The sequence below is a fragment of the Erwinia persicina NBRC 102418 genome, from assembly GCF_001571305.1.
GTDB lineage: Bacteria > Pseudomonadota > Gammaproteobacteria > Enterobacterales > Enterobacteriaceae > Erwinia > Erwinia persicina.
The window spans coordinates 519238-532140 of record NZ_BCTN01000001.1; the positions used below are offsets into that span (position 1 = coordinate 519238).

The following is a 12903-nucleotide window of genomic DNA, read 5'->3' on the forward strand; positions in this document are numbered from 1 at the left end:
CGTTACGTTTTGTAATTTCTTGCCAAAAAACATCAATAACTTGGTAATAACGTAGGGTTAATGACGCGAAAATTTCATGTTGAATCGTGATGACCCGCACAGCTCGCCCGCTTAAAAAAACATCATGGGGCACAGCGCAGGATGAGGTTTAAAAATGGATTTTTATCTTTTTCACCAATAATTTGATTTAAGCTCGCGACTCCAGGCTAAAAGCCAGGAGTTGTCTTAAAATTTGGCTTTAAGGGATAATTCTGATTAACCATCGTATTTTTTCAGGTTATTAACGTTGCCTTTACCGCATAAGTGAACTGAATCATGAGGTGAAAAGTCACCGCACCGCCCGGGTTTTAGCTTCATAACTGGCACTAAATATGGTAAAAAATGAGGTTGATTACCCGACAGGCAAAATGGATAAAATGACGATTCAGGAAGACCCTGCCACACAGAAGAACGCGCTGGCTACCCAGCGTGCCACGCGTGCGGTATTTTTGATCGCCGGCATCGGTATGGCGGCCTGGGCTCCTCTGGTTCCTTATGCCAAAGAGCGCGCGCTGCTAAGCGACGCTTCTCTCGGCACGCTGCTGCTTTTTCTTGGGCTGGGATCGCTGATAGCCATGCCTCTGTCCGGGATGCTGGTAGGCCGGGTGGGCTGCAAACGGGTCATTGCTGCCGGTAGCCTGCTGCTGCTGTGCGTCTTACCCTTGCTGGCGACGCTCGCCACGCCCCTGGCGCTGGCGCTGACGTTAATGGTTTTCGGGGCTGCCATCGGCCTCATCGACGTGGCGATGAACATTCAGGCCGTTGAGGTCGAGAAAAGCGCCAGTAAAGCCATGATGTCGGGTTTTCACGGTTTCTTCAGCGCGGGCGGGATTATCGGCGCGGGTCTGGTCAGTGTGGCGCTGGCGCTGGGTGCCTCACCGCTGATGTCGATACTGATGATCAATCTCCTGCTGATACTGCTGTGGATTTACTGCCAGCGTCATATTTTCAATCAGCGTCTGCATCAGCCCGACACGCCGCTGTTTGTCATGCCGCGCGGTTGGGTGCTATTTCTTGGCGTGCTGTGCTTTATCCTGTTTTTAACCGAAGGCGCTATTCTTGACTGGGGCGCGCTGTTTCTGACTCATACCCGCGACCTGGCGGCATCACAGGCCGGGTTGGGATATGCCGTCTTTTCCGTCGCCATGACCATTGGCCGTCTGTTCGGTGACCGCGTTGTGCAGATTTTTGGGCGCACAGCGACGCTGTTCTGCGGAACACTCTGCGCCGCAGCAGGCTTAGTACTGGCGGTAGCCGTGCCGGATGCCTTCTGGACGCTGACGGGGTTCTTGCTGGTGGGTTTCGGCGCATCCAATGCGGTGCCTATTATGTTCAGCGCAGCGGGAAAACAACAGGTGATGCCAGCGAATCTGGCCATCGCCGCCATGACCACCATTGGCTATGCCGGGATTCTGGCTGGCCCTGCCCTGGTCGGGTTTATCGCACAATGGTCCAGCCTGTCCGTGGCGTTCAGCGGTATCGCTGCGCTACTGCTGGTCGTCGCGGCCAGCGCCCGACAGATTACTCGCTAACCGGGGTTTCACTGCATGTTGCCATATAAATTCCCACTCACTTCCGGCAATGTTACGCGCTTTTTTGTGTTATTTATCCTGGTCTTGCTGCTGGCATCAGGATTTATGATCCACAACGCAGTTAACGCCTGGCTGACGGAAAAACGCTACGCCATGGCCGATATTACGCACGCCATGCAAAAGCGTGTCGATACCTATCGTTTCGCCACCTGGCAAATTTATGAAAATCTGGCCGCCAGCGCCACCGGCACCGCCAGTAACAGTCTGCAGGAAACCCGCCTGCGTCAGGATGTGTATTATCTGGAAAAAACCCGGCGGAAAACCGAAGCACTGATTTTTGGTTCGCATGACAGCGGCACGCTGGACATGACACTGCGTATGTCTAATTACCTTGATACGCTGTGGGGCGCAGAAAACAGCACCTGGTCAATGTATTTCCTCAACGGCCAGGACAACAGCCTGATACTGGTCTCTACCCTGCCGTTGAAAGACATGGCATCGCGTTATAAAGAGAGTGCCATCAGTAATATCGTTGAGGCTCGCCGGGCAGAGATGTTGCAGCAGGCGAATGCGCTGGATGAACGGGAAAGCTTCTCCCCGTTGCGCCGTTTTACCTGGCAGAATGACCACTACTTCACCGTTCGTACCACCTTTAATCAGCCGGGGCACCTGGCGACAGTGGTCGCCTTTGACCTGCCGGTCAACGACATTATTCCGGTGAATATGCCACTGGAGAATTTCCAGTTAAAACAGGACACCACGCCAGTCGCTGAAGGGGACGATAACCAGGACAGCGGCGGCAGTACCCGCATCAATTGGGTCAATCCCAATATTGAAATCACCAGTTCACTGGCCAGCACACCGTTACAGCTGGTCTACCGGGTGCCCGTTACCGGGCTGATCGTTGACACGCTGCGTAACCTGCTTTGGCCATTGCTGGCAAACCTGGCTCTGCTGCTGATGTCGCTCGCCGGGCTGTTGATGCTGCGCCAGCAGTCGCTGCGTCCGAGCGAAAATCAGAGTGCCGAACTTGAATCCTTGCGGCTTCTCAATGAAGAGATTGTCGGTACGCTTCCAGTGGGGCTGCTGGTGTACGATTTTGCCAATAACCGAACCATCATCAGCAATAAAATTGCCGAGCATCTGTTGCCACATCTTAACCTGCAAAAAATTATCAATATGTCCGATCAGCATCAGGGCGTTTTACAGGCTACGGTGAACAACGAGGTGTATGAGATTCGCCATGCCCGCAGCATGATCTCTCCGCACACCCAGATGTTCATGATGCGCGATCAGGATCGTGAGCTGCTGGTGAACAAGAAACTGCAAAAAGCCCAGCAGGTGCTGGATAAAAACCATCAGTCGCGCCAGCAGCTGTTACAAAATCTTGGCCATGCCCTGCAGCGCCCGCTGACCGACGTGATTACGCGCTTAGAGGCACTGGCCGACACCGAGCCAACAGAACAGGTCGAAGTTTCGCTGGAAGCTTCGCAGGCCCTGAGCCGTCTGGTCGATGATATTGTCCTGCTCAATCAGTTGGAAACCCTCGACTGGGCACCGGATGCAGGCAGTTTCAATCTGCAATCGCTACTGGATGACCTGGTCAGCGAGCTCCTGCCGGTGATGCGTCGCAAAGGGCTGACGCTCATGATCGCCAATCAGCGCAGCAGCGATGAGACGCGCTTAGGCGATCGCCGGGCTATCCGTAAAATTCTCTCCACGCTGCTGCACTATGCCGTGACCACCACAACCTGGGGCCGGGTCAGTGTCACCGTCAGCGCGCAGGCGGAGCGTCAGGATCGCCTGATTATAGAGATCGTGGATACCGGAGCCGGTCTCACCGCGGACGAAATGTCGAACACCGACTTCCCTTATCTGGGCGAAACCCATGAGGATCGCTACGGTCAGGCGTCCGGCATGGCCTTCTTCCTGTGCAAACAGCTGTGTAAACACCTGGGGGGGCACCTGGAGATCAGCGCCAGTCCGGATATCGGTACGCGCTACAATATTCAGCTGCAGGTTCCACTGGAACCGCAGCTGCTTCAGGAAGAAAAACTGCTGGAGGACGTTAATGTCCTGATTGATATTACCGTGGATGACGTGCGGAAAATCGTGGTTCACCAGTTGGAAGACTGGGGGGCCAACTGTATCACTCCTGATGAGCGCTTCTCCGGTCAGGAGCACGATGTGCTGATCACAGATGACCCCGAACACTTAACCCCGTGGGCATTACTGCTGACGGATGATGAACCGGGCTTCTGCCAGATTTCCCCCCACCAGTACCGGGTAAACTTCAACATCAGTAGCGCGATGCAGGATGCGCTGCTGACATTGATTGAACAACAGCTGGCCCAGGACGGGCAGGACGACGAAAATGCTGAACAGCCGGACACCGCTCAACTGTTCGCCAGTGGCTACTTTCAGCTTTTCGTCGATACAGTACCCGATGATGTAAAGAGACTGTATAATGAGGCCGCAAACAGGGACTTTAATGCGCTTGCTCAGACTGCGCATCGGCTGAAAGGCGTGTTTGCCATGTTAAATTTGCTACCCGGCAAGCAGCTTTGTGAAACGTTAGAACATCACATTCAACAGTGTGACGATTCAAACATTAAAAATACCACCAGTGAAGTTGACAATTACGTCAACGAACTGCTGCAGCAAGGTAACCAATAATATGAATAACCTGAATGTCATTATTGCCGACGATCATCCTATTGTTCTGTTCGGTATTCGTAAGTCACTGGAACAAATTGAGTGGGTCAATGTTGTCGGTGAGTTCGAAGATTCCACAGCCTTAATTAACAGCCTGTCCAAGCTTGATGCCAACGTACTGGTCACCGACCTGTCGATGCCTGGCGAAAAATATGGCGATGGTATTACGCTGATTAAATACATCAAGCGTCATTACCCGGATCTGTCGATCATTGTTCTGACCATGAACAATAACCCGGCTATCCTCAGCGCCGTGCTGGATCTGGATATTGAAGGGATCGTGCTGAAACAGGGCGCACCAACCGACCTGCCAAAAGCACTGGCTGCCCTGCAGAAAGGCAAGAAATATACGCCGGACAGCGTGGCAAAACTGCTGGAGAAAATCAGCGCGGGTGGTTACGGCGATAAACGTCTGTCACCGAAGGAAAGCGAAGTTCTGCGTCTGTTCGCAGAAGGCTTCCTGGTGACTGAAATTGCCAAGAAGCTAAACCGTAGTATTAAAACCATCAGTAGCCAGAAGAAATCAGCAATGATGAAGCTGGGCGTGGATAACGATATTGCGCTACTCAACTATCTGTCATCGGTGAGCATGTCGCCGGTTAAAGATTAAGTTCCTGCGGAACGTAGGGGCTGGCCTTCTCTCTCTGGTCAGCCCTTATCTTTAATTTTACTCTCCGGTCAGCCCCCCTCTTTTCTGCCTTTCCGCGCCTGTTCTGCATATAACGTTAACGCCTGCTGTAACGTATCCATAGTCACCGGTTTTGACAGACAGTTGTCCATCCCCGCATCAAGACAGCGCTGCTTTTCTTCCGCTAACGCATTTGCCGTCACCCCTACCACCGGGAAGGTTTTCCCCAGTTCACGCAGACGCCGCGTCAGGCCGTAGCCATCCAGGTTCGGCATATTGACGTCGGTCAGTACGATATCAATCTCGTTACGAGCAATAACATTCAGTGCGTCAAGGCCATCCCGCGCGGTTTTCACCCGGTAGCCCAGCGATCCGAGCTGGTCAGAGAGCAGCATACGGTTAATAGGATGATCGTCTACCACCAGGATAAGAATATCATCGTGGCTGGCGTGCTGTTCCTCTCTTGCGAGAGCCGCAGGCAGACCTTCCGGTAACCCCGTCTCTACCCGGTAGATACGGGCCAGCAGGGAAGGCAGTTCGTGTGGCGTCGTGGTCGCGCAGACCCAGTGACCGGACACCGTTTGTTGCGGAGCATCATTATGGCGATTATCAAACCGGATGGTCGCCCGAACCCCCTGCTCCGGCTGTAAATCGTAGTCGGTGATAATCACATCATCCGCTGCGGCCTGGCCAGCGTAATGTTTTACCTGAATGCCGTGATTGCCCAGTAACCGCATCAGGAATTTTTCCAGCTGTTCGTTACGCAGCGCCAGCCAGCACTGCTTCTCGTTCAGGCTGCTGTTCAACTCGGGTACCACTACCCGGCTGTTGTAGAGCGGAATTCGAATAATAAACTGGCTGCCCATGCCAGGCTCAGAGTCTACCTCGATGTCGCCATCCATCATGTTGATCAGCTTTTCGCAAATCGCCAGCCCCAACCCGGTTCCCTGGAAATTACGCTGCACGCCGCTGCCGACCTGGAAGAACGGATCAAACAACCGTGTCAGCTCCTTCGCCGGGATCCCGACACCCGTGTCCCGCACGCGGAAGGCCAGGTAGCCATCTTTGACGTAGACATGCAGATTAATGCCGCCGGTATGGGTAAATTTAATGGCATTATTCAGCAGGTTAGAGATAACCTGCTGCAGGCGCATCGGGTCACCGTCAAGGGTGGCCGGAACATCGCTTTCAATAAAGCACCACAGCGTCAGGCGCTTTTTGACCACCATCGCCAGATAGTTGGAGGTGATATGCGCCACCACTTCACGCGGGGAGAATTCCGCAGGTTCAATCTTCAGCTGCTCCGATTCGATTTTGGAGAAGTCGAGAATATCACTGATGATTTTCAGCAGCAGGCTGGAGGAGTTGTTCATCGCCGTTACCAGCGACTCAACGCCTGGCGGCAGTGACTTGGTTTGCAGCAGATCAAGATTGCCGATAATCCCGTATAACGGCGTGCGCAGCTCGTGGCTGACGGTGGCCAGGAACATCGACTTGGACTGACTGGCCTGCTCGGCGGCCTGAGCCATCTCCTGCAGTGACTCTTCCATTTTCACGCGCGCGCTGACGTCCACCAGTACACAAATCGCTACATTTTCATTGCGATAGCGTGAGTGCACAAAACTGATTTGCAGGTTGGTATTACTGCCGGTCAGCACATCGACAAAGTTAACCTGCTGCCCGCAGATGATCTCGGTTAAGCGCAGCCGATCTTCCTGCGTCAGCATCGTCAGGTAGTTGTGCGCCAGTTCATTACTGAGAATATTGGTTCCGTCGCTGGTGCGCAGGATGCAGATCCCGACCGGCGCTGAGGCGACAATCTTACGGTTAAACTGCTCGTGCTCCTCCAGCCGGTGGGCATTATCTTCGGCCGGGAGAAACATTCTGCGTTCAAACAACCAGGCCAGGGTAAACAGAACGATCGCACTGACCAGATTCAGCAACAGGGCATTAATAATCAGAATTTTGAGCCGTTCGATCATCACATTGGTCGGCACAGAGTAGACAATACTGAGCGATGACGGCAGCAGACTCTTCTTCATAATTAACTGGTCATAGTCGGACACGTAGCCGAACCATCCGGCCTCGTCAGGCAGGTCATCCGCAGAGAATTCCGGGCCATTGCGGGCCGAAGAGAGCAGCCGCTGGTTATTCTCATCCACCAGCGTGGCCGTGACCGGCATACTGCCCGGCATAATAAGATCATCCATGCGGATGCTCTGCTCTATGCCCAGTAAAGCGGCTACTTTATTTGCCACATAGACCGGCGTGATCATGTAGTAATAGCCAACCCCAGGCTGCGAACCGGGATACACCCAGAACAGACTGCTTTTGCGCTCCTCGGCATCCCCACTGCGATATTTCAGAATGCGCTCGCGCAGAGACTTCAACACGCGTTCCCGTTCCGCAGGCTCGGTGGCGGGGCCAAAATCAGCCAGACAGGTGCTGTCATTACCGATAAAAAAGACCCGGTTCAGCTCATAGGAGGAAGCAAAGTTTTCTTTCCAGTAATTCAGGAAGTAGCTGAGCGGTTGCAGGGAGTTATTCCAGGTATGACTCATGGCGCTACAGTCTGAATCCGCATAAAGCGGATAGAACTGAGGCGGCGTCGCTTTAATCGACAACGAACCGTTCATCGCATCCGCCCCGTTAGCGGCGTTGTTCAGGCGGTTTTCAGCAATAAACTTCAGTTCGCGCGCCACGTCTGCGGAATGGCGTATGTACCACTGGGCCTGATCGTAGCTGGTATTAAACTCCTGGCGGACCTGGGATTCTCTTTCGTGAACGACATTAATAATATAGAACGTCGTCAGTAGTGCGCCCAGCGTCCACAGCATCAGCGCCAGGGCGCGGAACAGATAGCGGGAGATCTTTAACGTCGTTCGGAAAGAGACAAGATATTTCAAGCGTAACCCACTGGCAGCCATAACGGACAAAAGAAAATGATTGCCGATACAGTAGCGTCAGCATGGTAAAAAAGCCAGTTATCCCCGCCGACGCCGCACGCTATTTCAGTGATTTTCAGCCTGTTCCCAGGCCTCTTTTCGCCACTGCGTCGGTGTTTTTCCGGTGATGCGTCGAAACTCACGATTAAAGTTGGATTTAGTCTGAAAACCGACGTGTTCCATTACCTCAATAACGGTCTCACCACTGCCCTTCAGCCGATCGCCCGCTTCACGAATGCGCCAGCCATTGATGTAGTGTGACACGCTCTGCTGATGCAGGGCGTTTATCGCCGCCGACACCTGCCGCGACGGGATGCCGGCCTTGCGTGCCAGCCGCGTCAGGCTCAGCTGGGGTTCCCGGTACAGTCCGTCCTGCATCAGGGCCTCAATCCGCGTCATCACCGCCCCGTCCTCAGGACTGGCCAGTCTGGCGATCCGGGGGGTGACCTGCGGGGAGCTTTGCCGGGCGAGCAGCAGCAGCAGCGACATCACGCCCACCATCAACAGATTGCCTACCAACCTTGAGCCATCGCTTCCCTTTCCGGCGGCAAAGACCACAGAGCCTGAAATAATGACATCCAGCCACGCCACGGCGATCAGCAGCAGCGCCAGCGCCTGCCAGCCGCGCAACGTCAGCGCACCGTCATTGCCCGGCACCACACTGCCCCGCCGGAGCCGCCAAAACATCAGGCCGGCACAGCCCAGCCAGACTATGGTCATCAGAACGTCAATACCCTGGGGGAAGAACAGCACGCAGGCGACCATCATCGCCAGAACCAGCGCGCTGTAGCCAGTCCTCAGCGGCCCCCCTGTCGCCTGCAGCAGTGCCAGATGACACAGCAAAGGCAGAGCCGCAGCGGTCACCGGCTGCAGCCTGCGCCAGAAAAACTCCTGCGGTAGCAGCACGGCCAGCCCGGCAATCAGGCTGTGTACCAGACACAGACCAAGCAGCAGCTGGAAAAGATGCCCGCGATCGCGGCGCTGCAACAACAGCAGAATGCAGATCAGACTGAGCAGAAAATTAACCGGTATCAGCATAGGACTCTATCGCGATCGAGGACGCCACGCGCCTGTAAAGTTCTGATAATACGCCTTTTCTAGCTCAGGAGTGAATATGATGCGCACTATTATTTCCGCCATACTGCTGGTTCTCAGTTACCCCGTATGGAGCTTTTCCGTTGGCACTCAGCAGGATATCGTCGTGGATCCCCACACTCAGCGCAGCCTCAGTGTTCGTCTCTTCTACCCCAGCCACACTCAGCAGCAGGCGGAGCTGCAGGCAGAAAGCGGCGTCTTCTCCGGCTTCACGGCCATCCCTCACGCACCGCTGGCGGCAGGACGTTTTCCACTGATTATTCTCAGCCACGGTAGCGGCGGTAATAATACCAGCCTCGCCTGGCTGGCCGTGCCGCTGGCGGCGCGGGGGATTGTGGTGATTGCCGCCAGCCATCCCGGCAGCACCACGGGTGACTCGCGGCCTGCTACCGACCTGACCCTGCAAACAGCCGATCTCTCCGCTCTGCTGACTCACTACCTGGCGAGTCCGGTCTGGCAGCAGGCCATAGACCGGCAAAAAATCGGTGCAGTAGGACACTCAAAAGGGGGTTACAGCGTGCTGGCACTGGCCGGTGGCCGGATAAACCGTCAGCGGCTGAACCACTACTGCCAGACAATGCCGCAGATGCCAGACTGCCAGTTTTACTACCGTGACGGTGTCCGGCTGGAAAAAACCGATGATACCCGACTGGCGGCCAGCTATCGCGACCGCCGCTTCCGGTTTGTCGTCGCTCTTGACCCGGCGATGAGCTACGTCCTGATCCCGGACAGCCTCCGCACCATCAACGTGCCGGTGCTGGCGATAGCCGCCGGGTATTATATTCGCGCCACCGGCAGTCTGACGCTGGGCGTCGATGGTCTGTCGCTGCCGCAGGTGAAGCTGCAGGACGCGGGGCATTTCGACTTCCTGCCGGTATGTCAGCCGTCAGCAACGGCGATTCTGGCGGAGGAAGGCGAGGCTTTCCTCTGCGAAACGCCTCGCGCACAGAGGGAGGCGATCCATCAGCAGACGCTGGCAGCCATCAGCCAGTTTATGCAGCATAACGGCTTTCTCAACGTACCACGCTAGCCTGAATCGCAGGCAAAAAAAAGCCGGTTCGCAGTGAACCGGCTTTCTCCAGGGGCTAAGGATTACTCCTCATCAGCCTCCGGGGCATCGTCGTCGTTTTCCACTTCCGGGGCGATATCATCATCCCCTTCCGCAATGCTGCCATCGATAGCATCCAGTTCATCTTCTGCTACCGGTTCAGCCACGCGCTGCAGGCCAACCACGTTCTCATCTTCTGCGGTACGGATCAGGATAACACCCTGGGTGTTACGCCCTACCACACTCACTTCAGAAACACGGGTACGTACCAGCGTGCCAGCATCGGTGATCATCATGATCTGATCGCTGTCAACAACCTGTACTGCCCCGATGACCGGCCCGTTACGCTCAGTCACTTTGATGGAGATGACGCCCTGGGTTGCACGCGACTTGGTCGGATACTCGCTGTTAGCAGTACGCTTGCCGTAGCCGTTCTGCGTGACGGTCATGATCGCACCATCATCACGCGGTACAATCAGTGACACAACACGGTCGCCTTCCGCCAGCTTGATACCGCGCACGCCGGAAGCCGTACGGCCCATAGCACGCACTGCACTTTCTGCGAAGCGAACCACTTTACCAGCGGCGGAGAACAGCATCGCTTCATCGCTGCCGTTGGTCAGTGCCACGCCGATCAGCTCATCATCATCACGCAGGTTGACGGCAATAATACCGGCGCTGCGCGGACGGCTGAACTCTTTCAGCGCGGTTTTCTTCACGGTACCGCTGGCGGTAGCCATAAAGATATTGAAGCCTTCAGCATACTCGCGTACCGGCAGGATCGCCGTAATACGTTCGTTGGCTTCCAGCGGCAGCAGGTTGACGATAGGACGTCCACGCGCACCACGGCTGGCTTCCGGCAGCTGATAAACCTTCATCCAGTACAGACGGCCCCGGCTTGAGAAGCAGAGAATGGTGTCATGGGTGTTGGCCACCAGCAGGCGGTCAATAAAGTCTTCTTCTTTGATACGTGCGGCTGACTTGCCTTTACCACCGCGGCGCTGCGCTTCGTAATCCGTCAGAGGCTGATACTTGACGTAGCCCTGGTGCGACAGGGTCACAACAACATCTTCCTGGTTAATCAGGTCTTCGATGTTGATGTCGGCACTGTTGGCGGTAATTTCGGTGCGACGCTTGTCGCCGAACTGATCGCGGATCAGCTCCAGCTCTTCGCGGATCACTTCCATCAGGCGCTCGGAGCTGCCCAGAATACGCAGCAGTTCGGCAATCTGCTCCAGCAGCTCTTTATATTCGTCGAGCAGTTTTTCATGCTCAAGACCCGTCAGTTTCTGCAGGCGTAAATCCAGGATCGCCTGAGCCTGCTGCTCGGTCAGATAGTACTGGCCATCGCGAATACCGAACTCATCTTCCAGCCACTCAGGGCGGGCAGCATCGTCACCGGCACGTTCCAGCATCGCCGAGACATTTCCCAGCGCCCATGGCTGTGCAATCAGACCCGCTTTCGCTTCCGACGGGGATGCTGCACGGCGGATTAACTCGATAATCGGGTCAATATTGGCCAGTGCCACGGCAAGGGCTTCGAGGATATGGGCACGATCGCGCGCTTTGCGCAGTTCAAAGATGGTACGGCGGGTGATCACTTCACGACGGTGACGCACGAAGGCTTCCAGAATATCCTTCAGCGGCATAATCTTAGGCTGGCCCTGATGCAGTGCCACCATGTTGATGCCAAAGGACGTCTGAAGCTGGGTCAGCGAATAAAGGTTATTCAGCACCACTTCGCCTACCGCATCGCGTTTCACTTCGATCACGATACGCATACCGTCTTTATCAGACTCATCGCGCAGCGCGCTGATGCCTTCAAGACGTTTCTCTTTAACCAGTTCAGCAATCTTCTCAATCAGGCGCGCTTTGTTCACCTGATAAGGGATTTCATGCACGATAATGGTTTCGCGACCGGTTTTTGCGTCGACTTCCACTTCGCCACGGGCGCGGATGTAAATTTTACCCCGGCCGGTGCGATAGGCTTCTTCGATTCCACGGCGACCGTTGATGATCGCGGCTGTCGGGAAGTCCGGGCCAGGGATGTGCTCCATCAGGCCTTCAACGGTAATATTCTCGTCTTCGATATACGCCAGACAGCCGTTAATCACTTCAATCAGGTTGTGCGGTGGAATATTGGTCGCCATACCGACTGCAATCCCTGAGGAGCCGTTAATCAGCAGGTTGGGTACCCGCGTTGGCATCACTTCCGGGATCTGCTCAGTGCCATCATAGTTTGGCACAAAGTCGACGGTGTCTTTTTCCAGATCCGCTAACAATTCGTGAGCGATTTTGGACATACGGACTTCGGTATAACGCATTGCCGCAGCGGAGTCGCCGTCCACGGAACCGAAGTTACCCTGGCCATCAACCAGCATATAACGCAGCGAGAACGGCTGTGCCATACGCACGATGGTGTCATACACGGCGGTGTCGCCATGAGGGTGATATTTACCGATAACGTCGCCGACGACACGGGCGGATTTTTTATAAGCTTTGTTCCAGTCATTACCGAGCACGTTCATAGCGTAAAGCACGCGGCGGTGAACCGGCTTTAAGCCATCACGGACATCTGGCAGCGCACGGCCAACGATGACCGACATTGCGTAATCCAGATAGGAGTTCTTTAACTCTTCTTCGATATTGACCGGTGTAATTTCGCGGGCGAGGTCGCTCATGGACGCGCTTTCCTTACTGTTATTCCCGGATTCAAAGGTGCGAAAGTATATCACATTGCGTCCAGGTGTTGAATGGAAAGCATCGCTTTGGCCGCTTTATTGCATTCTGTCTCTTTGTGGATCCGCTACCCTGACAGCCCCCCGTCAACATGCGCCCCCTACAAAGATGCAACTTGAACGATGAGGGGTATATACTGCGTCAAACTTTGGCTGGAGTATT

General features: G+C 54.9%; 7 protein-coding genes. 4 read left to right on the plus strand and 3 right to left on the minus strand.

Annotation, left to right across the window (positions count from 1 at the left end):
• The first annotated feature begins 416 nt into the window (after window positions 1-416).
• The 3 genes from EPE01S_RS02215 to rcsB are packed head-to-tail and all read left to right on the plus strand — an operon-like array spanning window position 417 to window position 4896.
• Window positions 417-1571: an MFS transporter gene (locus EPE01S_RS02215; protein WP_062743102.1), complete on the plus strand. Its 1155-nt coding sequence runs from the start codon at window positions 417-419 to the stop codon at window positions 1569-1571.
• A gap of 15 nt (window positions 1572-1586) precedes the next feature.
• Window positions 1587-4247 carry a phosphotransferase RcsD gene (gene rcsD / locus EPE01S_RS02220; protein WP_062742929.1) on the plus strand — a complete coding sequence of 887 codons (2661 nt, stop codon included), beginning with the start codon at window positions 1587-1589 and terminating at the stop codon, window positions 4245-4247.
• Window position 4248: 1 nt separating this feature from the next.
• Entirely contained in the window at window positions 4249-4896 is a 648-nt protein-coding gene (rcsB, locus tag EPE01S_RS02225) for a response regulator transcription factor RcsB (protein WP_062742930.1), read from the plus strand.
• 68 nt (window positions 4897-4964) lie between these two features.
• Here rcsB and rcsC read toward each other — a convergent pair whose 3' ends face one another.
• Together rcsC and EPE01S_RS02235 are read right to left on the minus strand one after the other, a co-directional pair.
• A complete protein-coding gene (gene rcsC, locus EPE01S_RS02230; RefSeq protein ID WP_062743103.1) occupies window positions 4965-7820 on the minus strand; it encodes a two-component system sensor histidine kinase RcsC in 2856 nt (951 codons plus the stop codon).
• Between the two features lie 105 nt (window positions 7821-7925).
• On the minus strand, window positions 7926-8897 hold the full coding sequence (locus tag EPE01S_RS02235) for a helix-turn-helix domain-containing protein (protein WP_062742931.1): 972 nt from the start codon (window positions 8895-8897) through the stop codon (window positions 7926-7928).
• Between the two features lie 76 nt (window positions 8898-8973).
• Here EPE01S_RS02235 and EPE01S_RS02240 point away from each other — a divergent pair, with 76 nt between their 5' ends.
• Complete coding sequence (locus tag EPE01S_RS02240; protein ID WP_062742932.1) at window positions 8974-9984, plus strand: alpha/beta hydrolase family protein; 1011 nt, start codon at window positions 8974-8976, stop codon at window positions 9982-9984.
• Between the two features lie 62 nt (window positions 9985-10046).
• Here the strand turns inward: EPE01S_RS02240 and gyrA are convergent, their stop codons facing one another.
• Window positions 10047-12683, minus strand: a complete 2637-nt coding sequence (gene gyrA, locus EPE01S_RS02245; RefSeq protein ID WP_062742933.1) for a DNA topoisomerase (ATP-hydrolyzing) subunit A — start codon at window positions 12681-12683, stop codon at window positions 10047-10049.
• Between the last annotated feature and the right edge of the window lie 220 nt (window positions 12684-12903).